The organism is Variovorax sp. FG153 (assembly GCF_057809595.1).
Map to the genome: position 1 here is coordinate 77,794 of NZ_JBMDKG010000025.1, position 21,481 is coordinate 99,274.

A 21,481-nucleotide genomic window follows, 5' to 3' on the forward strand; every position below is an offset into this window, starting at 1 on the left:
CGCAGGAGTGTCCGTGGAAGCATGGTCGAGCCAGCAACTCTCGCCGCTGTACGGGCGCGAGGTCTTCCGTTCCCGCGCGGCGGACGAAACCCATGCGCGCATCGCCTGCGAGCTGAAGCCGCACCGCAGCGTCTGGCATCGCGGCGACGTCGATGCGATCTTCTGCCGCGCCGAGCTGAGCGCACTCTCGCTGTGCATCCTGCGCTACGGCTGCGACGTGGACATCGAACCCGATGCGCTCGGCAACTTCGTGCTGGTGCAGATGCCGCTGCGCGGCCACGCCGACATCCATCACGCGGGCGGCAGCCTGCAGATCCATCCGGGGCAGGGCGCGGTGATCTCGGCCCACAAGCCGGTGCGGCTGCGCTGGCATGCCGACTGCGAACAGCTGATGCTCAAGATCGAGTTGAGCCGGCTGCAGGAGGTGGCGCGCCATGCCTTCCCGCTGCGCGGCGCCGATGCGGTGGGCGAGATCGACTTCGAGATGCCGTTCCGGCTCGACGACACGGCGGGCACGCAATGGCGCCGCATGGTGGCGAGCCTCGCCTCGTTGCTACCCGCGGCGGGCGACGCCGGCTACGACGCGCGCTGGCTCTCGCATTGCGAGGACAACCTGATGCTCTACCTGCTGTGCCACCGGCCGAACTCGGTGCGCGAGCGGCACGACGAGGCGCGGCATGGCTCGGAGGCCGCGAGCCTGCGCCAGTTGCGGCGCGCCGAGGAGTTCATGCAGGAGCGGCTCGACACGCCGCTGTCGCTCGAGGAGGTGGCGCGCGCCGCCGGCCTCACGCGGCGCGGGCTGGCGCTGCTGTTCCGACGCTACCGCGAGCTCTCGCCCGGCGAGGTGCTGCGCAACATGCGGCTCGACGCCGCGCATGCGCAGCTCGCGCGCCACGACGGCGCCAGCGTGACCGAGGTGGCGCTCAACTGCGGCTTCTCGCACCTGAGCCGCTTCGCGGCCTGCTACCGCGAGCGCTTCGGCCACCTGCCGCGCGAGACCGCGCGGCATTGAGGCACCGGATCAGGACGGCTTCATCGCGCACTGCGCCGCGGTCGTGTCCTGGTAGTTCGTCAGCACGGTGCCGATCACCTTGTTGGCGATGCGGCCGCTGCCGTCCTTGGCGATCACGCGCAGGTAGTAGTTCTGGATCGGGAAGTTGTTGGCGCCATAGCGGAAGTCGCCGCGCACCGACTTGTAGTTGGCGGCCTTGATCGCCTTCAGCAGCGCGGCCTTGTCGGCCACCTTGCCGCCGACGTCGCGCACCGCCGCGTCCATCGCCATCAGCACGTCGTAGGCCTGGCCCGCGTAGAACGAGGGGTTGCGGCCGTTGTTCTGCTGCCGGAACGCGGCCACGAAGCGCTGGTTGGCCGGGTTGTCGAGGTCGAAGGACCAGTGCGCGGTGTTGAACAGCCCGAGCATCGGCTCGCCGACCGCGGGGATCATGTCCTCGTCGGCCGAGAAGGCGGTGGAGATCAGCGCCACGTCCTTCGACAGGCCCGCGCCCACGAACTGCTTGATGAAGGCCACGCCCATCGCGCCCGGCAGGAAGAAGTAGAGCGCATCGGGCTTCGAGGCCCGGATCTGCGCGAGCTCGGCCGAGTAGTCGAGCTGGCCCAGCTTGGTGTAGAGCTCGTCGCCCGTGCCGCCCTTGTAGGTGCGCTTGAAGCCGGTGATGGCGTCCTTGCCGCCCGGGTAGCTGGGCGCGATCAGCGCCACTTTCTTGAAGCCCTTGTCGCCCGCGAACTTGCCGGCCGCCTCGTGGTACGCATCGTTGGGGTACGAGGCGCCGAAGAAATAGGGATTGCAGCGCGCGCCCGAGAGGTCGCTCGGCCCGGTGTTGCTCGACAGGTAGGGCACCTTGGCCGCGAACAGCGGCGGCGCCACGGCCAGCGCCACCGACGAGCCGACCGGCCCGGTGAACAGGTCGATCTTGTCGCGCATCAGCATGCGCTCGACCACCTGGCGCGCGGTCTCGGGGTTGCCCGCGGTGTCGGCCTCGACGAACTCGACCGGCACGCCGCCGAGCTTGCCGCCCAGCTGCTTGATCGCCACCGCGAAGCCGGCCTTCGATTCGGCGCCGCCGACCGCGAAGGGGCCCGACAGGTCCATCGCGAGGCCGACCTTGACGGTCTGCGCATCGGCGTGCGGCGACAGGGCCAGCAGGGTGGAGAAGGCGGCGAGGGCAAGGACCGAGGGGACGGTCGCCATGCGCGGGCGGCTGAGCGGCATCGAGAAACTCCTCTGGCGATGGATACGCCGAACGTGGGTGGGAAGCGGGTGGCCGAAAGAGACCGGGCAAACGGTCGCAGGCCGCAGTCTGGCAGCGCCGCGCGCCGCGGCTATCCGTTTCGTGCAGCGCGGCGTGCTGCACGAAATGGACAGACAGCCGCCACGCGTCGTCTCCAGAATCGCCGCCATCCCGATCCACCCCTTCGAGAGAGACACCCCGATGAGCCACTACATCGACATCCCGGCCGGCGACGGCGCGCAGAGCTTCCGCGGCTACCTGGCCCTGCCGGCCTCGGGCCGCGGCCCCGGCATCGTGCTGTGCCAGGAGATCTTCGGCATCAACGACTACGTGCGCGAGGTGGCCGACCTCTATGCCGAGGAAGGCTATGTGGTGCTCGCGCCCGACCTGTTCTGGCGCATGGAGCCCGGCGTCGAGCTCGGCTACTCGCCCGAGGACTGGCAGCGCGCCTTCGGCTTCTTCCAGCAGTTCGACATCGAGGCCGGCATCGCCGACGTGACCGCGAGCGTGCAGGCGCTGCGCGCGCACCCGGCCTGCACCGGCAAGGTCGGCGCGCTGGGCTTCTGCCTCGGCGGCAAGCTGGCCTACCTCGCGGCCGCGCATTCGGGCGTGGACGCGGCGGTCGGCTACTACGGCGTCGGCATCGAGGGCGCGCTCGAGCTGGTGCCGAAGATCGCGTGCCCGATCGCGCTGCACTTCGCCGAGCTCGACAAGTTCTGCCCGCCCGAGGCGCGCGCCCAGGTGCTCGAGGCCTTCGCGGACCGGCCCGGCGCGCAGATGTACGTCTACCCAGGCGTCGACCATGCCTTCGCGCGCACCGGCGGCGACCACTTCGACAAGCCCTCGACATTGATGGCGCACCAGCGTTCCATGGCGCTGTTCAAGGAGGCGATCGGCCCGGTCTACGACCTGTCGGCGCTGTGGGACAAGCACTGCGAGTACGAGTTCGCCACGCGCGACGTGGTCGCCACCATGGGCACCATGGTCGCCGAGCCCTACGTCAACCACATCCCCACCATGACCGGCGGCGTGGGCGCGAAGGAGCTGTCGCGCTTCTACAAGCACCACTTCATTCCCACCACGCCGCCCGACACCCGGCTCACGCCGATCTCGCGCACCGTGGGCGCCACCCAGATCGTCGACGAGATGCTGTTCTGCTTCACCCACACGGTCGAGATCGACTGGATGCTGCCGGGCATCGCGCCCACGGGCCGGCCGGTGGAGATCCCGCTCGTGGCCATCGTCAAGTTCCGCGGCGACAAGCTCTATCACGAGCACATCTACTGGGACCAGGCCAGCGTACTCGCGCAGATCGGCCTGCTCGATGCAACGGGCCTGCCGGTGGCAGGCGTGGAGACGGCGCGCAAGCTGGTCGACGAGACGCTGCCATCGAACACGCTGATGCCGCGCTGGGCCAAATCGACGGCCCTGACCATCGCCGACCCGGCGCTGCCGCTCGGATGAACGCCGCGCCTTCCATGCTCGAACTGGTGGTGGCCTCGGCCAGCGCGCTCACGCCGGCCATCAAGGCCTTCGTGCTGCGCAGCGCGAACGGCGAGGCGCTGCCGCCGTTCGAACCCGGCGCGCACCTGGGCGTGCAGGTGATGCAACCCAACGGGCAGGCCGGCCAGCGCGCGTACTCGCTGGCACGACCCCATGGCGCGCCGGACCGCTACGAGATCGCCGTGCTGCACGAGCCCGACGGCGCGGGCGGCTCGGCCTGGATGCATGGCCTGGCCGAGGGCGCGCGCGTGCTCGCGCAGGCGCCGCGCAACGATTTCGCGCTGCGCCGGGGCGAGGCCGCGCCGCTGCTGATCGCGGGCGGCATCGGCATCACGCCGCTCTTGTGCATGGCGCGCGCGCTCGCGGCCGAGGGCCAGGCCTTCGAGTTCCACTACGCCACGCGCAGCCCCGAGGCCACCGCCTATCTCGAGGAGGTGCGCGCGCTCGGCGGCCGCGTGGTGCACGACGGCGGCGATCCCGCGCGCGGCCTCGACCTGCGCACGCTGCTGGCCGCGCCGGTGCCCGGGCGCCATCTGCATGTCTGCGGCCCGCGCGGCCTGGTGCAGGCGGTGGTCGACACCGCGCGCGCCCAGGGCTGGGCCGACGACCACGTGCACTTCGAGCTGTTCGCGGGCGCGCTCGCGCAGGCCGGCGACGCGGCCTTCGAGGTGCGCACGCTGCGCTCGGGCCATCTGCTGACGGTGCCGCCGGGCCGGAGCCTGCTCGACGTGCTGATCGCCGCGGGGCTCGACCCGCTCTACGATTGCCGCCAGGGCGACTGCGGCGTGTGCGCCGTCGACGTGGTCGAGGGTGTGCCCGACCACCGCGACCACAACCTGAGCCCGCGCGAGAAAGCCGACGGGCGCACCATCTGCACCTGCGTGTCGCGCGCCAGGACGCCGCAGCTGGTGCTCGACCTCTGATCCCACGATTCCAGGAGACCCATCCATGACCATCGACCTGCAGTCCCTCGTGCAGCCCGACCGCGTCCACAAGCGCGTCTACACCGACCCCGCGATCTTCGAGCTCGAGATGGACCGCGTGTTCGGCCAGGCCTGGCTCTACGTCGGCCACGAGAGCCAGGTGCCCAAGCCCGGCGACTACTTCACCACCCGGCTCGGCCGCGAGCCCGTGGTGATGGTGCGCCACACCGACGGCCAGATCCACGTGATGTTCAACCGCTGCCCGCACAAGGGCGCCAAGATCGTGCCCGACGGCAGCGGCAGCGCCGGCAAGTTCCTGCGCTGCCTCTACCACGGCTGGACCTTCAAGTGCGACGGCAGCCTGCTGTCGGTGCCGCTGCGCAGCGGCTACGAGGACACGGGGCTCGACCTCAAGGACCCGCAGTACGGCGTGCGCAACGTGGCGCGCGTCGCCACGCACCGCGGCTTCGTGTTCGCGAGCCTGTCGAAGGAAGGACCCGGGCTCGAGGAGTTCCTCGGCGGCGTCGCCACCTCGCTCGACAACTTCTGCGACCGCGCGCCCGAGGGCGAGGTCGAGGTGGCCGGCGGCGTGCAGCGCGTGATCCAGCGCAACAACTGGAAGATCTTCTTCGAGAACCTGCACGACACCATCCATGCGGTGGCCACGCACGAGTCGTCGTGGCGCGCGGCCAAGGAGGAGTTCGAGGCCATGCCGGCCGGCACGCAGAAGCCCTTCGAGGTGGTGATCGTCGACGGCAACGGCGAGCCGCTCGAGTTCTGGGAGAAGCTCGAGCTCAAGGGCTACGACAACGGCCACGGCTTCATGGAAGGCATCTTCGTGCCGCCGACCGACCCGGTGAGCCTGGCCTACGTGGCCGCGCTCGAGGCGGCGCAGGGCGCCGAGCGCGCCGACCAGATCCTGCGCGTGAACCGCCACAACACCATCGTCTACCCGAGCTGCTCGCCCCACACCTCGTTCCAGCAGATCCGCGTGATCCGACCGCTGTCGGTCGACCGCACGCTGGTCGAGATCTTCAGCTTCCGGCTCAAGGGCGCGCCCGAGGCCACCTTCCAGCGCACGCTGAAGTACACCAACATCGTCAACTCGCCCTCGTCGAACGTGATGCCCGACGACCTCGAGGCCTACAACCGGGTGCAGGAGGGCCTGGGTTCGGACGGCGGCGACTGGGTCAGCATGCATCGCGCCGTCGGGCGCGACCAGCCGCTGCCCGGCGGGCGCGCCTCCAACGGCAACAGCGAGATGCCGGCGCGCAACATGTTCGGTGCCTGGTCGAAGTACATGGGCGTGGACACCGGGAGCGCCGCATGAACTTCCTCGACTGGAACGAACAGCAGGAGATCGCGCAGTTCCTGCACCATGAGGCGCGGCTGCTCGACGAGCACCGCTGGGACGAATGGCAGCGCCTGTTCACGCCCGACGGCCTGTACTGGGTGCCGCTGGTGCACGGCCAGGCCGACCACCTCAACCATGCCTCGCTGTTCTGCGAGGACGCGCTGCTGCGCTCGATGCGCGCGCGCCGGCTCGAGCAGGCGCGCGCCTATTCGCAGCAGCCGCCCACGCGCACGGTGCACGTGGTGGGCAACATCGGCATCGAGGCGCGTGAGGAGGGCGACCAGGGCGGCCTCACCGTGCGCTCCACCTTCGTGCTGCTCGAATGGCGCAAGACCGAGCAGCGCATGTTCGGCGGCAGCGTGCTGCACACGCTGCGCCGCCACGAGGGCGAGCTGCGCATCCATCTCAAGCGCGTCGAGCTGGTCAACTGTGACGCCGCGCACGAAGCGCTGCAGGTGTTCGTGTGAAGGCCGCGCTGCTCGCGATGCACTACCAGAACGACGTGCTACACGCCGACGGCAAGGTGCGCGTGGGCGTCGCGGCCGACGATCCGGCGCGCCCGCGCCTGATCGCCTCGGCCGGCCGGCTGATCGCGGGGGCGCGCGCCGCCGGCGTGCCGGTGATCTTCGTGCGCATCGCCTTCGCGCCCGGCTACGTCGACTGCCTCGACAACTGCATGCTGTTCCGGCGCGTGGCGCAGAGCGGCGCGGTGCAGGAGGGCAGCTGGGGTGCCGAGTTCTACGACGAGCTCGCGCCGCTGCCCGGCGAGGCCGTGGTCACGCACAAGCGCAACAACCCATTCTGGGCCAGCGGGCTCGAGCAGGCGGTGCGCGCCACCGGCGCCGACCGGCTCTACGTGGCGGGCATCGCGACCAACCACGTGGTCGAGCACGGCGCGCGCCATGCGAGCGACCTGGGCTACGACGTGGCGGTGGTGGCCGATGCCTGCAACACGGCGCAGCCGCATCTGCATGCCGCGAGCCTGGAGAATCTGTCGATGCTCGCGCAGGTGATCGGCGTCGAGGACGCACTCGCCCAGATGGGCCCCTGAACCGATGAAGGACATCTCATGAACATGCAAGGCAAGGTCGCGATCGTCACCGGCGCCGCCGCGATGCTGGGCAGCGCCATCGTGCGCACGCTGGCGCAGGCCGGCGCGCGCGTGGTCGCGGTCGACATCGACGCGGCGCGCGGCCAGGCGCTGGCGGCCGAACTCGGCGCGACCTGCCGCTTCGCCGCCTGCGACATCGCGAACGACGAGGCGCTCGACGCGCTGGTGGCCGACGCGCTGCGCATCGAGGGCCGCATCGACTGCCTGGTCAACAACGCCGTGGTCTACAACGACGGCGGCATGGGCGCGAAGCGCGCCGAATGGCTGGCCGCGCTCGACGTCAACCTGGTCTCGGGCGCGCTGCTCGTGCACAAGGCGACCGAGGCGCTGGCCGCGCAGGGCGGAGCCATCGTCAACATGGGCAGCGTGGGCGGCAAGTTCGGCACGGCCGACCGCGCGCTCTATCCCGCGGCCAAGGCGGCGATCCTGCAGCTCACGCGCAACCAGGCCGCGACCCTGGCGCCGCGGCGCATCCGCGTGAACTCGGTGTCGCCCGGCTGGACCTGGTCGGACGCGCTCTCGCGCATGGCCGGCGGCGACCGCGCCAAGGCCGACCGCATGGCCGCGCCGCTGCATCCGCTGGGCCGCGCGGGCGACGGCGACGACGTGGCGCAGGTGGTGCTGTTCCTGTGCTCGGACGCGGCACGTTTCGTGACCGGCGCCGACATTCCGGTGGACGGCGGTTTCTCGATGCTGGGCCCGGACCAGGGGCGCTCGGCGCGCGACTGGTTCGCGGCCGGCATGCCCTAGTCGAAACGCTTCTCCCACTCCCAGTTCACGGCCGGCAGCGTCTCGACCACCGGCCGCGCGAACAGGTAGCCCTGGAACAGCCGGATGCCGAGCTCGCGCAGCGCCATCGCCTCTTCCATCACCTCCACGCCCTCGGCCACCACGTGGATGCCGAGCTCGCCGCAGGTCGAGACGAAGCCCTTGACCACGGCACGCCGCACGCCGTCGGTGTGGATGTTGCGGATCAGCTCCATGTCGAGCTTCACGATGTGCGGCTTGAGCGCGACGAACAGCTCGAAGCCCGCGAAGCCGGCGCCGAAGTCGTCGATGGCCGAGGAGAAACCGTGCTGCTGGTGCATCTCGAAGGCCCGCACCAGGTGCGGCAGGTCCTCGACGCGCTCCGACTCGGTCACCTCGAAGATCAGCCGCTCCTTCGGGAAGCCGAAGCGCTCGGCGGTCTCGACCGCGCTCTGGAAGCATTCGCCCTGGCGCCCGGCGTCGTTGGGCATCACGTTGAGGCTCAGCCGCGAAGCCATGCGCAGCCCGGCCGCGAGCTCGATCGCCTTGGCGCGGCAGGCGCGGTCGAACTCGACGCGATGGCGCGCATGCACCAGCCCGAGGATGTGTCCGGCGCCTTCGCCGTGGATGCCGCGCACCAGCGCCTCGTGCGCGTAGACCTCGCCCTTGTCGACGTCGACGATCGGCTGGAAGGCCATGGTGAAGGCCGGGCAGCTCGCGGCGAAGTCGGGCACGGCCGAGGCATCGTTGCTGGCCTGGGTGGCCGGCTGCTGGAGGCGGTTGATGGTCAGCGCGCGCGCGGCGCTGCAGTAGCCCGGCGGACGGGCGTTGAAATCGCGGGCCAAAGTCGGTGCCAGGCTGGACACGGATGGCCTTCAGACCCGGGGGCCGTGGATGAAAAGTCGTTGCGGGATGCCCGACATGGTGTTCTCCGGTTCCTGGGCGCGGCCCCGCGGGACCGCATGTCCGCTTTTTCGGCGCGGCGGCGGAAGACTTGAGGAGAAAAAAGGGCCAGCGGGCAAAAAAAGCGCGGCTTCCTCCCAATGGAGGAGGGCCGGCCTAGAAGCCGCCCGCGGCGATCATCCGCAGCAGCGCGCGGTTGACTTCCTCGGCATCGACCGCATGGGTGCGGCGCAGGTTGCGCAGCGCGGTCGGGTTGCTCGATTCGAGCGCGGTCGCGAGCTGCAGCGCGGGCGCATAAGGGCCGTTCTGCGCGATGGTCGCGGCCACGATGCGGTCGGTCAGCGGGATGCGGCCGAAGCTGGTGCGCAGCGGCTCGCCCATCACCAGGTCGAGCTGCGAGAACAGGCCGCACAGATAGACCTCGCGCTTGAGGTCGTCCTCGATGCCGGCGTCCATCAGCTGCGCGACCAGGTGGCCGCGCATCGCCATCGAGGTGTTGAGCGGGCGCAGGTTGCCGTCCTCGCTGGCGGTCGGCAACTGCTGCGACAGCCAGGTGCTCAGGCGCTGGAAGCCGATCATCATGAAGCCGTGGCGCAGCGAGGCCACGCGGTTCGGCAGGCCCAGGCCCGGCGAGTTCAGGTAGAGCATGAGCGCGTAGACCAGCGCGGCCTCGCGGCTCACGAGCTGGTCGATGCGCTCGAGCGATTCCTCGGCGTCGATCGCGTTCATCACGCGCACGATGGCGCGCCGCGTCGGCGGCAGCGGCTGGCCGCCGTAGCCGTGCAGCACGTCCTCGCTGGGCCAGCCGGCCACGGCCCAGGCGTTCTGCTGGTCGAGCGCATGCTCGGCCAGCGCGCGGCTGGCCACGCCGTCGATCAGCGCATCGGGGCGCACCGGGCTGCTTTCGCCGGGATGCGTCATGCCGCGGTCGAACACCGTGGTGTCGCGCTCCACCTGCGCCAGGCGCAGCGCGTCCATCGCGTCTTCCGGAGCCAGCCGCAGCAGCCGGCGCTCGAACCAGGGCGCGGCCTCGGCGTCGGGGATCTGAGTCGGCACGCCGCTCGCGACCATGCGCACGCCGCGGCGGGCGGCGGCGCGCACCGCGGGGCGCAGGCCGGCGTCCTGCATCCAGCCGAGCGGAATCTCGAGCATCGGCCCGGCTGCCTCGGCGTTGCTCGCGATGTCGCGCAGGAACTCGGGCGTCTGGATCGACAGCAGCAGGGTCGGCGAATCGGCGTTCCAGGTCTCGGCCAGCGTGCGCAGCAGGTGGCGCCCGTCGATGCGTTGGCGGTCCTCGTGGACGAAGAGCTGGACACCCGCGAGCGCGCGCGGACGGTTCCAGAACGGGCGGTAGCCGAAGGTCAGGCTGCCGAGTACCGATTGAGACATGAAGACGAGAAGGAGAGAAGGAACGAAAGGGCGGTCACGCCACGTCAGCCGATGAAGTTGAACAGCGAGAGTTTCTGGATTTCGGCATAGGAGCCGAGGGCCGCGGAGTAGGCGGTCTGCTGGGTCTTGAAGTCGGACAGCGCCTGGATCGTGTCGAGGTCCTCGGCGCGCGAGCGGTCGGCCTCGAGCTGCAGGCTGCGCGAGGACTGGCGGTCGGAGATGCTGTCGACCTGGTTCAGCAGGTCGCCCGCGCGGCCGCGCGAGGCCGACAGCCGCGCGCTCGCGGCGTCGATCTGCACCAGCGACTGCGCCACGTTCTGCGCCAGCTGGCCGCTGCTGTTGCCGCCGTCCTTCACGCCCGCGATCGCCTGATCGAGCACGCCGAACAGGCTGGTCTTGCCGCTGGGCGCGACGGTCAGTGCATTGCCGTCGGCCGGCACGCCGCTGGCCGTGAGCGAGATCCCGGCGAACTCGATCGCCTGGCCCGCGGTGTAGGGCTGGCCCGACTTGAGCGTGGCCTGCGTGGTGGTGTCGATCACGTCGTAGGTGGTCACGCCGTTGGCGACGTTGAACGCGACGCGGTAGCCGTGGCCGGTCAGCGCCGAGGGGTCGACCACCTTGCCCGCGTCGCTGTAGACGTTGCGCGTGCCGGCTTCCTGGCCCACGGTGAACACGCCGTTGCCGGTGGGCACGTCCATCCAGGTGGCGTAGCCGTCGAGCATCGAGGGGATGGCGGTGTCGCTGGCGGCGCCGGCCTGGCCCGCGATGCCGTCGAAGCGCACGCCGCTGCCGTTGTCGACGAAGGGCGCCGCGGTGCTGCCCAGGCCGCCGAACAGCGACTGGCCGTTGCTGTCCTGCGCATTGGCATAGCCGAGCAGCTGGCCGCGCAGCGTGGTCAGGCGCTGCGCGATCGTGGCGCGGTCGGCCGCCGACAGCGTGGCATTGCCGGCGTTCACCACCAGCGTGCGGAACTCGGCCATGGCCGCGGTCGCGCTGCCCAGGGTCGACTCGGCCGTCGAGACCGCGTTGCGCTGCAGCTCCAGCGCACGCTGGTCGGTGCTGACGCGCGCCATGCGCGTGATGGCGCGCTCGGCCTGCGCGGCGCCGGTCGGGTCGTCGCTGGGGCGCAGCACCTTCTTGCTGGCGCTGAGCTGCTCCTGCAGCTTCGAGAGCTGGGACTGGCGCGTGGTGAGCTGGCGCACCGCGTTGTCGTAGGTGGTGGCACTGGCGAGGCGGGTGGCTGTCATGGTTCTTCCTGTCTCCCGGGTCAGTTCATGTTCTGCAGCAGCGAGTCGAAGATGCTCTGCGCGATCTGGATCATCTTGGACGAGGCCTGGTAGGCCTGCTGGTACTGCAGCAGCTTGGCGGCTTCCTCGTCGAGGTTCACGCCGGCCTGGCTGGTGCGGTCGGTCTCGAGCGAGGTGGCGATCGAGCCCGAGATCTCGGCCGCGTACTGCGCGCTCTGCGAACGCACGCCGACCTGCGCCATCAGCGCGGCATAGCCGTCGGTCATGGGGGCGCCGTCGAACACCGTCTTGTCGCGCAGGGCCAGCAGCGCCTGCGCATTGCCGGCGTTGCTGCCGCCGTAGGCGGTGGTGGCGGCCTGGACGGTGATGGTGTCGCCGGCCTTGGGCGTGCCCGACAGCACGATGGTCCAGCCGTTGTAGCTGATCGGCTGGCCCGCCACGTAGGGCACGCTGGTCGGGTTGCCGGTGCCGTTGCCCGACACGTCGAAGCCGCCCGCGCCGTTGAAGGTCAGCGTGACCGGCTGGCTGAGGTTGGCATTGGCCGAGGTCGCGGCCAGGCTGCCGACCGCCATGCCGCCGGTGTTGCCGGTGCCCACGCGCGCCTCGACCGGGCTGCCCGCGGCCAGCCCGCGCGCCGAGCGCAGCACGGTCGCCATGTCGCCGGCGGCCGAGGCATAGGGCTTGAGCACGAAGCTGTCGCCCTCGGCCGCGTTGCCCGACTTCAGGTCGAGCTTGAGGCCGTCGATCTCGATCGGCATCGGGCCCGTGAAACTGGTGGTCTTGCCGTCCGACAGCCGCTGCACCTCGATGCTGCCGCCCGCGCCGAACTTGAGCTGGTAGCTCGAGGCCGAGAGCGCCGAGGTGTTCGATACCGTGGCGCCGATCACCGCGTTGCCCGTGTTGCTCGCGGCGCCCATGGCATCGGGGATCGCGATCGGCTTGAAGAAGTCGCCGCCGGGGTTGCCGTCGAGGTCCACGCCGAGCCGGTGCTGGGCATTGATCTCGGTCGTCAGGGTGAGCGCCATGCGGCCCAGGCCGTCGCGCGCCTCGGCCAGGTCGCTGTTCTGGAAGCGCAGCAGGCCCGCGACCGCGCCGCCGCCGAGCGTGGCCTCGTCGATGGTGGTCGACAAGCCGCTGCGCATCAGCGTCAGCTTGCTCTGGTTGGCGTCGTCGGTGCTCATCGCGACCTGCGCCGCCTTGTTGCCCAGCACCAGCGCCTGGCTGCCCACGAACACGCTGAGCGAGCCGTCGTCGGCCTGCACGGTGGTGGTCTGCACCTGCTGGTTGAGCTCGCGCAGCAGCTGGTCGCGCTGGTCGAGCAGGTCGTTCGGGCTCTGGCCGCCGCCGCTGGCGCGCGCGATCTGCTCGTTGAGCGTGGCCAGCCGCGCGGCCAGGCCGTTGATGCTGCGCACCGCGTCGCCGAGCTGCGAATTCACGCCCTTCTGCAGGTCGTCGAGCCGGGTCTGGGCGTCGCGCATGCGCGCGGCCATCTCGTCGGCGCGCGTGATCACCACGTTGCGCGCCGTCACGTCGGTCGGCGTGCTCGCGATGTCGGAGAAGGCGTTGAGCAGGTCCGACACGGCCGCGCCCAGGCCGGTCTTGCCGCCCTTGAAGATGTCCTCGAGCGAGGACAGGCGTGCCGCGCGCGTCTCGTCCATGGCCTGCACCGACTGCGCGGCCGCAGCCTGGCGCGTGAGGAACTCGTTGTGGGCGCGCTCGATGGTCGTGACCTCGACGCCCTTGCCGATGTAGCCGCTGCCGGTGTATTGGCCCGCGACCTGGCCCATCACGGCGGTCTGGCGCGAGTAGCCGACGGTGCTGGCGTTGGCGATGTTGTGGCCGGTGGTCGACAGCGCGACCTGGTTCGCGAGCAGGGCGCGGGCGCCGACGTTGAGCAGACTCATGGCGGGATCTTTCTCGGGGACAGGCCTGTGCGCTTCAAGTGCGCTGGATCTTCAGCGTGGTGTGGATCGCACGGCTGAGCTTGGCCGCGTAGGCCGGGTCGGTGGCATAGCCGGCGCGGTGCAGCTCGCTCGCGTAGGCGCTGACCGAGCTCACGCTGGCGCGCGCCTTCTCGTAGCGCGGCGAGTTGCCGATCAGGCGCGCGTAGTCGCGGAACGACGCCTCGTAGGAGTCGTAGGCGCGAAAGCGCGCCGTCACCTTGCGTGGCTCGCCGCCGATGTATTCGGTGGTGGTCACGGCCACGGTGGGGCCGGTCCAGCTGCCGCCGGCCTTGATGCCGAACAGGTTGTGGGAGGGGGTGCCGTCGCGGTGGCGGATCTCGCTGCGGCCCCAGCCGGTCTCGTGGCCGGCCTGGCCGATCATGAAGCTGGCGGGAATGCCGGTCTCGCGCGACACGCGCTCGGCCGCGTCGTCGTGCTGCTCGACGAAGCTGCGCTGGTTGGCGGCCGGCTTGATGCGCGCGGCCTCGGCGCCCAGAGCGATGGTCGGGGCCTTGGCGGCGCCGCTCATCTGCTGCGTGAGCTGGCGCGTGATCGCGTCGGTGAGGCCGCCGGGCAGGCCCGAGAGCTGCACCGCGAACTGCTGGTCGAGCAGGTCGGTGCCGAGCTTCTCGCCGTCGCTGTCGAGCAGGCCCGATTTCATGGTGGCCTCGCGCATGCTCTTGATCAGCTCGCGCATGAACAGCGACTCGAACTGCTTGGCCGCCTCGCGCACCGCCTTCGGGTCGTTGCCGTTGGCCGCGAGCTTGAGCGCGTCGAGCGAGCGCGCGTCGGCCGCCAGCCCCTGGCCGGTGGAAGGCGACATGGACATCGCGGACAGCGAGGTCTGCATCGACATCAGATCACCTCGAGTTCCGCGTTGAGCGCGCCCGAGGCCTTGATGGCCTGCAGGATCGCGAGCAGGTCCTGCGGCGTGGCGCCCAGCGAATTGAGGGCGCGCACCACGTCGGCCAGCAGCGGCGCGGCCGGCACCTGGATCATGGTGCCCGGCTCCTGCTTGATCTGGATCGAGGCCTGCTCGGCCACCACGGTGCGTCCGCCCGACAGCGGCGCGGGCTGGCTGATCACCGGCGCCGAGCTGATCGTGACCGACAGGTTGCCGTGCGCGATGGCGCAGGGGCCCAGCGTCACGGCCTGGTTCAGCACGATCGAGCCGGTGCGCGCATTGATCACCACCTTGGCCGCGGGCGTGCTGGCCTCGAGCGTGAGCTCCTCGAGCTCGGCGATGAAGTTCACGCGCGCATTGGCGTCGGTGGGCGCGCGCACCTGCACCGTGCGCCCGTCCATGGCACGCGCGGTGCCGGTGCCGAGCTTGCGGTCGATGGCCTGGGCCACGCGGCGCGCGGTCTGGAAGTCGACCGCGTTGAGGTCGAGGTTCACGCTGTCGCCGTCGAGCAGCGGCGAGGGCACGCTGCGTTCCACCTGGGCGCCGTTGGGCACCCGGCCCGCGCTCAGGTGGTTGATCTGCACCTTGCTGCCCGCGGCCGCGGCGCCGGCGCCGCCGACCACCATGTTGCCTTGCGCGAGCGCGTAGATCTCGCCGTCGGCGCCGCGCAGCGGCGTGGCGACCAGCGTGCCGCCCTTGAGCGACTTGGCATTGCCCATCGAGGAGACGTTGACGTCGAGCTGCTGGCCCGGCTGCGCGAAGGCCGGCAGCTGCGCCGTGACGATCACCGCCGCCACGTTCTTCAATTGCAGCTGCGAGGCGCGGTTGTCGGGCAGCGTGATGCCCAGCTGCTGCAGGTAGTTGGCCACGCTCTGCGTGGTGTAGGGCATCTGCGTGGTCTGGTCGCCGGTGCCGTCGAGCCCGACCACCAGGCCGTAGCCCGTGAGCTGGTTGCTGCGCACGCCCTGCACGGCGGCGACTTCCTTGATGCGCAGCGCATGCGCCTTTTGCGCGGGACCGAGCGCGAGCAGCAGCATGCCGGCCACGCCGAAGGAGAAGGCGGCGAGCCGGCGGCGCAGGCGGTGCTTCGGTGAAAGGGACATGGCGTCGTTCATCCTCAGAACGGCAGCACGCTCATGAAGAAGCGGCCCAGCCAGGGCATGACCTGCGATTCCTGCTGCGCGCCGCGGCCGCGCGACTCGATGCGCACGTTCGCCACCTGCGTCGACAGCACGTTGCTGCCGGCCTGGATCGAGCGCGGATCGATGGTGCCCGAGAAGCGCAGCACGTCCACGTTCTGGTTCACGCCGATCTGCTTCTCGCCGGTCACCACCAGGTGGCCGTTGGGCTGCACGTCGATCACCGTCGCGGTGATCGAGCCCTGGAAGGTGTTGGCGCTCTCGGTGCCGCCCTTGCCCGCGAAGTTGTGGGCCGACTCGGCATTGGCGCCGGCGCGGCCGAAGGAGTTGGCGGCGAAGAAGGGCAGGGCCGAGATGCCGGTGTCGATGCTGCTGGTCTTGCCGATGGTCGAGGTCGACTTCTGGCTCGCGCTCACGTTCTCGACGATCGAGATCGTCACCGTGTCGCCGATCATGCGCGCGCGCCGGTCCTCGAACAGCGGCCGGTAGCTCGCGGTGCGGAACAGGCTGCCCGTGGCCTGGCGCGGCACGGCCGCCATCGGCGAGGCGCTCACGGGCGGCGGTGCGGTCGAGGGCATCTCGACCTGCGGCGTGTTGGCCAGCGTGGTGCAGCCGCCGGCCACGACGAGGGCGAGGGCGGCGAAGGCCGCGCGAAACAGTGGAAGTCTCACAGCTGCCCCAGCTTCTGCAGCATCTGGTCGCTGGTCTGGATGGCCTTCGAGTTCATCTCGTAGGCGCGCTGCGTCTGGATCATCGAGACCAGCTCCTGCACCACGTTCACGTTCGAGGTCTCGAGGAAGCCCTGCATCACCGTGCCCAGGCCGTTGGTGCCCGCGGTGCCGCCGTTGGGCTGGCCCGAGGCGGCGGTCTCGGCATAGAGGTTCTCGCCCAGCGGCTCGAGGCCGGCCGGATTGATGAAGTTGACGATCGCCAGCGAGCCGATGTTCTGCGGCGTGGCATTGCCCGACAGCGTGGCCGAGACCGTGCCGTCGCTCGAGATGCTGACGCTGGTCGCGGTGGCGGGCACCGTGATGCCGTTGGCCACCGGCAGGCCCGAGGAGGTGACCAGCCGGCCCTGCGCATCGACCTGGAACGAGCCGTCGCGCGTGTAGCCGATGGTACCGTCGGGCTGCGTGACCTGGAAGAAGCCGTTCCCCTTGATCGCGAGGTCGAACTGGTTGTTGGTCTGCTGCATGCTGCCCTGCGAGAACGAGCGGCTGGTGGCGACCGTGCGCACGCCCAGGCCCAGCTGCAGGCCGGTGGGCAGCTGCGACTGCTCGGTGCTGTTGGCGCCGACCTGGCGCAGGTTCTGGTACATCAGGTCCTCGAACACCGCGTTGGCGCGCTTGTAGCCCGTGGTCGAGACGTTGGCGAGGTTGTGCGAAATCACGTCCAGCTGGGTCTGCTGGGCTTCCATGCCGGTCTTGGAGATCCAGAGCGAATTGATCATGGCGAGGGTCTTTCTCTTGCGATGGGCATCAGCCCTGGACGTTGAGCAGCTGCGCGGCCGACTTGTCGGAGTCCTGCGCGGACTGCAGCAGGCGCAGCTGGCTGTCGAACTGGCGCGCGGCGGCGATCATTCCGACCATGGTCTCGATCGGGTTCACGTTCGAGCCCTCGAGCGCGCCGGTCTCCACGCGCGCGGTGGCGTCCGAGGGCAGCGGCTCCTGCGAGGCGGTGCGGAACAGGCCGTCCTCGCCGCGGCGCAGCGGGTCGTCGGCCGTGGGCGTGGCCAGCTTGAGGCGGCCCAGGGTGGAGGAGGGCTGGTCGCCGGTCTTGGCGCTGACCGTGCCGTCGCTGCCCACCGACAGCTCCGAGCCCGGCGGCACGTCGATCGGCGCGCCGCCGTCGGACAGCAGCGGCAGGCCCGAACTGGTCATCAGCGTGCCTTCGGGCGAGACCTGGAAGGCGCCGGCGCGGGTGTAGGCCTCGGTGCCGTCGAGGCCCTGCACCGCGAACCAGCTGCGGCCCTGCGCCACCATGTCGAGCGCGCGGCCGGTGCGCTGGATCGCGCCGGGCTTGTCGTCGTGGCCCGAGGTGGCTTCCATCGCGAACACGCGCGTGGTGGCGCCGTCGCCGCGCAGCGGCACGGCGCGGAAGGTGGAGAGCTCGGCGCGAAAGCCCTGGGTCGAGGCGTTCGCCAGGTTGTTGGCGAGCACGCCCTGGCGCTGCGCCGCGGCGCTCGCGCCGCTCATGGCGGTATAGATCAGGCGGTCCATCGCGCGTCGCTTCCGGTGCGTTCGGTCAGCGCAGGTTGATCAGCGTGGACATGACCTGGTCCTGCGTCTTGATGGTCTGCGCGTTGGCCTGGTAGGCGCGCTGCGTGCTCATCATGTTGACCAGCTCGGCCGTGAGGTCGACGTTCGATTCCTCCAGCGCGCCCGAGCGCAGCTGGCCGAAGGTGCCTTCGCCGGGCGCGCCGCGCACCGGCTGGCCCGAGGACGCGGTCTCGACCCAGTAGCCCGAGCCGCTGGGCGCCAGGCCCTGGGCGTTGCGGAAGCTCACCAGCGCGACCTGGCCCGCGGCCTGGGTCTGGCCGTTCGAGTAGGTGGCGGTGATGACGCCGGTGTCCTCGATCTTGATGCCGGTGAGCTGGCCGGCGGTGTAGCCGTCCTGCGTGAGGTCGGACACCGCGAAGCGCGCGTTGACCTGGGTCATCCGGCTCAGGTCCAGCGAGGCGGTGAAGGTGCGCGTCGGGTCGTTGGGCGAGGACAGCGTGAGCGGAGGCACCGTCGAGGTGGTGGTGTTCAGGCTGCCGTCGGCGTTGAAGTTGAGCTGGAACGGCGTGGAGGCCGCGGGGTCGCTGCCGTTCACGCTGGTGTAGACGTTCCAGCTGTTGTTGGCGGTCTTCTGGAAGTACAGGCCGACCGGCACCTCGAGGCCCTGCGCGTCGTAGGCGGTCAGCGAGGTGCCGTAGGTACGGATCGGCGTCGGCGGCGTGGCGGTGGAAGCCACCACGGCGCTGGCGTCGAGCGTGATCTCGGCCGCCATCTTGGTGGTCTGCTTGGCGGGGATGGGCGCGCCGGTGGGCAGCTTCAGCGGGATCGCGTCGTAGCTCTGGCGCACGCCGTTGGCGTCGGTGGCATAGCCCATCACCTGCGCGCCGCTGTTGGTGATGATGTTGCCTTCCTTGTCCTGCTTGAAGTTGCCGGCGCGGGTGTAGGCGGTGGTGCCGTCGGGGGCCCTGACCTGGAAGAAGCCGCCGCCGTTGATCGCCACGTCGAGGTCGTTGCCGGTGATCGACAGCGAGCCCTGCGAGAACTGCTGCGAGACATCGGCCACGCCCACGCCCAGGCCCACGTTGGTGCCGCCGATGGCGCCGGCCGAGCTGGCATAGATCTCGGCGAACTCGGCGCGCGAGGACTTCATGCCGGTGGTGCCCGCGTTGGCGATGTTGTGGCCGATCACGTCGAGGCTGCGGCTGGCGGCGTTGAGACCCGAGAGTGCCTGTTGAAAGCTCATGGAGTGGCTCCTGTGTGCTGGATGGAAGGGATGTCTGTCAGAGAACGGCGTGCAGGTTGGCGTAGGGCGTCTTGCCCGCGGTCAGCAGCGTGAGCGAGAGGCCGCCGCTGGCATCGCTGCCCACGGCCACCACCTTGTCGCGCATCAGCGCGACCGCGTCGACCTTGTCGCTGCCGTTGGTGGCGATCACCTTGAACTGCAGCGGCGTGTCGGCCGGGTACGTGGAGGAGTCGAGCGTGAAGCCGTGCTGGCCCGCGTCGAGTTCGCCGAGCGAGACGGTGTCGATGACCTGGCCGCCGGCGGTGGTGACCTGGATCTTCACGCTGGTGGCCTTGGCCGGCAGCTCGATCGCGCCCACCGCGGTCTTGGCCGTGGTGTCGAAGGCCAGCTGGTTGCCCTCGGTCAGCACGCCGCGGCCCACCAGGTTGCCGGCCTGCAGCACCTGCATGGCCGACATCTGGGTGTTCATGTTCTTCATCGTGTCGTTGAGCTGCTGGATGCCCGTGACCGTGTTGATCTGCGCGATCTGCGAGGTCATCTGCGCGTTGTCCATCGGATTCATCGGATCCTGGTTCGCGAGCTGGGCGACCAGCAGCTTGAGGAAGCGGTCCTGCGCCTCGGCGGTGCCGCTGGCGGAGATCGACTTGCTGTCCGCGCTCGAGCTCGGCACGTAGGTGGTGCCGGTGAGGCTGGAGGTGGCGGCGGTGGAGGTCATGCGCGGGCGTCCGGAAGAAGGGTGTGCGGTGGGGTGGCGCTCACTGGCCGATCTGCAGCGTCTTGAGCAGCAGATTCTTGGCCGTGTTCATCACCTCGACGTTGTTCTGGTAGGAGCGCGAGGCCGAGATCATGTTGACCATCTCCTCCACCGCGTTCACGTTCGAATGGGTCACGTAGCCCTGGGCGTCGGCCATCGGGTTGGCGGGCTCGTGCACCTTGCGCCCGGGCGTCTGGTTCTCGGTCACCGAGTCCACGCGCACGCCGGCGCCGGTCTCGCCGTCGAGCGCCACGGTCTGGAACACCACCTGGCGCGCCTTGTAGGGCTGGCCGTCGGGGCCGGCCACCGCGTCGGCATTGGCCAGGTTGCTGGCCACCACGTTCAGGCGCTGCGACTGCGCGCTGACCGCGCTGCCGGAGATGCCGAAGATCGAGAACATCGACATGGCTTATTGCCCCTGGATGGCCGCGAGCAGCGTCTTGCCCTGGCCGTTGATGAAGCGCAGCGTGGCTTCGTAGCGCACCGCGTTGTCAGCGAAGGCCGCGCGCTCGCGGTCGAGGTCGACGCTGTTGCCGTCGAGCGAGGGCTGGGTCTGGACCGCGTAGCCGCCGCTCGCGCCGCTGCCACCGGTTCCGCCGCCCGAAGTCAGCGGGATGTGGCGTGCGTCGGTGCGGCCGTCGCCGGCGGTACCGGCGCGCGGCGTGCCGCCGCCCGTGGCCTCGCGCATCGCGTCGGCGAAGCTGAAGTCGCGCGCCGCGTAGCCGGGCGTGTCGGCGTTGGCGATGTTGCTCGCGATGTCGCGCTGGCGGTCGGCACGCAGCACCAGCGCTTTCGCCTGGAAATCCAGTGAGTTCGTCAGTTTGTCGAGCATGGGCCAGGGTCCTCGCGAAGGGGGTGGGCGTGAGCGCCCGTGCGGAAATTGTGGGAGCCGCGCCGATTTCGGAAGCGCGGATGAAAGGCGGCTTTTTCGGCCTTATCGCGGCTTTGGGGTCGGGGCGCACTGCCTACAGTGCGGGTCGCGGTGCGCCGGGCCGAGGCGCGCGCGTTCCGCATTTCCGTTGCCGCACACCCCCCGGAGGAGCCCATGGCCATCCCCGCATTCCCTCTCGCCGCCGGCGCGCTGCTGCTCGCCGCCTGCACAGCCTTCAGCGCCTTCGCCCAGCAGGCGCCGTCCGAAGGCGCCGAGGCCGGCGAGGCCTTCGCCGCCAGCACGCGCCAGTGGCTCGACGATGCCGTGGCCCAGGCCCAGTCGGCCAATCCCGCGCCGCTGCGCATGGAGGTCGCCATCGGCGCGCTCGACAACCGTCTGCGCCTGGCGCCCTGCAGCCGCGTCGAACCCTACATTCCCACCGGCCTGCGCCTGTGGGGCCGCACCCGGCTCGGGCTGCGCTGCGTCGAGGGTGGCGCGCGCTGGAACGTGTTCCTGCCGGTCACCATCAAGGCCTTCGGGCCGGCCTGGGTGCTGCGCGACAACGTGCTGCCCGGCACCGTGCTGAGCGCGGCCGACGCGGTCGAGGCCGAGGCCGACTGGGCCGCCGATCCCTCGCCCGTGATGGCCGACGCCACCCAGTGGGTGGGGCAGGTCGCCTCGCGTTCCCTGCAGGCCGGCCAGCCGCTGCGCCAGTCGATGGTGAAGCCGGCCCAGGCCTTCGCCGCCGGCACCCAGGTGCGCGTGGTGGCCCAGGGCCAGGGCTTCGAGATCGCCACCGAGGCCCAGGCGCTGACGCCGGGCGTGGTCGGCCAGATGGTGCGCATCCGCATGGAGAATGGCCGCATCACCACCGGCGTGGTGCAGGATCCGCGCACCGTGCGCCTCTCGATGTGACCGGCGCGGCGCAAAAAACTTCGAAAAAGTCCTCAAGTCCGTCGAACGGCGGTCGAAATCCTGGGGA

22 protein-coding genes are annotated in these 21,481 nt (G+C 70.4%); 8 read left to right on the forward strand and 14 right to left on the reverse strand.

The genetic code is table 11. From position 1 onward, the window contains the following. Nucleotides 1-13: 13 nt before the first annotated feature. Nucleotides 14-1,012, forward strand: a complete 999-nt coding sequence (locus tag ACODT0_RS24725; protein WP_296734579.1) for an AraC family transcriptional regulator — start codon at nt 14-16, stop codon at nt 1,010-1,012. A 9-nt stretch (nt 1,013-1,021) separates the two neighbouring features. Here the strand turns inward: ACODT0_RS24725 and ACODT0_RS24730 are convergent, their stop codons facing one another. Beyond that, nucleotides 1,022-2,230 (reverse strand): ABC transporter substrate-binding protein, encoded by a 1,209-nt coding sequence (locus ACODT0_RS24730; RefSeq protein WP_082321542.1) that lies wholly within the window; start codon nt 2,228-2,230, stop codon nt 1,022-1,024. A gap of 220 nt (nt 2,231-2,450) precedes the next feature. Here ACODT0_RS24730 and ACODT0_RS24735 point away from each other — a divergent pair, with 220 nt between their 5' ends. The 6 genes from ACODT0_RS24735 to ACODT0_RS24760 are packed head-to-tail and all read left to right on the forward strand — an operon-like array spanning nt 2,451 to nt 7,890. Then, on the forward strand, nt 2,451-3,713 hold the full coding sequence (locus ACODT0_RS24735) for a dienelactone hydrolase family protein (RefSeq protein ID WP_422097134.1): 1,263 nt from the start codon (nt 2,451-2,453) through the stop codon (nt 3,711-3,713). Next, entirely contained in the window at nt 3,710-4,675 is a 966-nt protein-coding gene (locus tag ACODT0_RS24740) for a PDR/VanB family oxidoreductase (RefSeq protein ID WP_489042543.1), read from the forward strand. The genes ACODT0_RS24735 and ACODT0_RS24740 overlap by 4 nt, the downstream gene beginning before the upstream one ends. 25 nt (nt 4,676-4,700) lie before the next feature. Further along, nucleotides 4,701-6,005: an aromatic ring-hydroxylating dioxygenase subunit alpha gene (locus ACODT0_RS24745; protein WP_489042544.1), complete on the forward strand. Its 1,305-nt coding sequence runs from the start codon at nt 4,701-4,703 to the stop codon at nt 6,003-6,005. After that, nucleotides 6,002-6,496, forward strand: a complete 495-nt coding sequence (locus ACODT0_RS24750; protein ID WP_489042545.1) for an aromatic-ring-hydroxylating dioxygenase subunit beta — start codon at nt 6,002-6,004, stop codon at nt 6,494-6,496. Before ACODT0_RS24745 ends, ACODT0_RS24750 begins: the two co-directional genes overlap by 4 nt. Further along, complete coding sequence (locus ACODT0_RS24755) at nt 6,493-7,080, forward strand: cysteine hydrolase family protein (RefSeq protein ID WP_489042546.1); 588 nt, start codon at nt 6,493-6,495, stop codon at nt 7,078-7,080. The genes ACODT0_RS24750 and ACODT0_RS24755 overlap by 4 nt, the downstream gene beginning before the upstream one ends. A gap of 18 nt (nt 7,081-7,098) precedes the next feature. Next, a complete protein-coding gene (locus tag ACODT0_RS24760) occupies nt 7,099-7,890 on the forward strand; it encodes an SDR family oxidoreductase (protein WP_422097131.1) in 792 nt (263 codons plus the stop codon). Here ACODT0_RS24760 and ACODT0_RS24765 read toward each other — a convergent pair. The 13 genes from ACODT0_RS24765 to flgB all read right to left on the reverse strand — a co-directional run bounded on the left by ACODT0_RS24765 (nt 7,887) and on the right by flgB (nt 20,460). Further along, nucleotides 7,887-8,753: an EAL domain-containing protein gene (locus ACODT0_RS24765; RefSeq protein WP_261205880.1), complete on the reverse strand. Its 867-nt coding sequence runs from the start codon at nt 8,751-8,753 to the stop codon at nt 7,887-7,889. The genes ACODT0_RS24760 and ACODT0_RS24765 overlap by 4 nt on opposite strands. 193 nt (nt 8,754-8,946) lie before the next feature. Then, a complete protein-coding gene (locus tag ACODT0_RS24770; RefSeq protein WP_057595344.1) occupies nt 8,947-10,179 on the reverse strand; it encodes an HDOD domain-containing protein in 1,233 nt (410 codons plus the stop codon). Between the two features lie 44 nt (nt 10,180-10,223). Then, nucleotides 10,224-11,426, reverse strand: coding sequence for a flagellar hook-associated protein FlgL (flgL, locus tag ACODT0_RS24775; protein WP_489042547.1), 1,203 nt, complete (start codon nt 11,424-11,426; stop codon nt 10,224-10,226). Nucleotides 11,427-11,446: 20 nt separating this feature from the next. Continuing rightward, the gene (gene flgK / locus ACODT0_RS24780) at nt 11,447-13,330 is read right to left on the reverse strand and encodes a flagellar hook-associated protein FlgK (protein WP_489042548.1); all 1,884 of its coding nucleotides are present in this window, start codon (nt 13,328-13,330) and stop codon (nt 11,447-11,449) included. A gap of 34 nt (nt 13,331-13,364) precedes the next feature. Further along, on the reverse strand, nt 13,365-14,219 hold the full coding sequence (gene flgJ, locus ACODT0_RS24785) for a flagellar assembly peptidoglycan hydrolase FlgJ (RefSeq protein ID WP_489042556.1): 855 nt from the start codon (nt 14,217-14,219) through the stop codon (nt 13,365-13,367). 5 nt (nt 14,220-14,224) lie between these two features. Next, nucleotides 14,225-15,376, reverse strand: coding sequence for a flagellar basal body P-ring protein FlgI (locus ACODT0_RS24790; RefSeq protein WP_057595366.1), 1,152 nt, complete (start codon nt 15,374-15,376; stop codon nt 14,225-14,227). A gap of 14 nt (nt 15,377-15,390) precedes the next feature. Further along, on the reverse strand, nt 15,391-16,083 hold the full coding sequence (locus ACODT0_RS24795; protein WP_057595347.1) for a flagellar basal body L-ring protein FlgH: 693 nt from the start codon (nt 16,081-16,083) through the stop codon (nt 15,391-15,393). Continuing rightward, entirely contained in the window at nt 16,080-16,862 is a 783-nt protein-coding gene (gene flgG / locus ACODT0_RS24800) for a flagellar basal-body rod protein FlgG (protein WP_057595348.1), read from the reverse strand. Before flgG ends, ACODT0_RS24795 begins: the two co-directional genes overlap by 4 nt. A 28-nt stretch (nt 16,863-16,890) precedes the next feature. After that, nucleotides 16,891-17,631, reverse strand: coding sequence for a flagellar basal-body rod protein FlgF (flgF, locus tag ACODT0_RS24805; protein WP_057595349.1), 741 nt, complete (start codon nt 17,629-17,631; stop codon nt 16,891-16,893). A gap of 25 nt (nt 17,632-17,656) precedes the next feature. Further along, nucleotides 17,657-18,874, reverse strand: coding sequence for a flagellar hook protein FlgE (flgE, locus tag ACODT0_RS24810; protein ID WP_057595350.1), 1,218 nt, complete (start codon nt 18,872-18,874; stop codon nt 17,657-17,659). A 37-nt stretch (nt 18,875-18,911) separates the two neighbouring features. After that, nucleotides 18,912-19,589, reverse strand: coding sequence for a flagellar hook assembly protein FlgD (locus ACODT0_RS24815; RefSeq protein ID WP_057595351.1), 678 nt, complete (start codon nt 19,587-19,589; stop codon nt 18,912-18,914). Between the two features lie 40 nt (nt 19,590-19,629). Next, nucleotides 19,630-20,034: a flagellar basal body rod protein FlgC gene (gene flgC / locus ACODT0_RS24820; RefSeq protein WP_057595352.1), complete on the reverse strand. Its 405-nt coding sequence runs from the start codon at nt 20,032-20,034 to the stop codon at nt 19,630-19,632. A 3-nt stretch (nt 20,035-20,037) separates the two neighbouring features. Continuing rightward, nucleotides 20,038-20,460 carry a flagellar basal body rod protein FlgB gene (gene flgB, locus ACODT0_RS24825; protein WP_057595353.1) on the reverse strand — a complete coding sequence of 141 codons (423 nt, stop codon included), beginning with the start codon at nt 20,458-20,460 and terminating at the stop codon, nt 20,038-20,040. A 213-nt stretch (nt 20,461-20,673) separates the two neighbouring features. Here flgB and flgA point away from each other — a divergent pair, with 213 nt between their 5' ends. Further along, nucleotides 20,674-21,414 (forward strand): flagellar basal body P-ring formation chaperone FlgA, encoded by a 741-nt coding sequence (flgA, locus tag ACODT0_RS24830; RefSeq protein WP_057595354.1) that lies wholly within the window; start codon nt 20,674-20,676, stop codon nt 21,412-21,414. Nucleotides 21,415-21,481 lie beyond the last annotated feature (67 nt).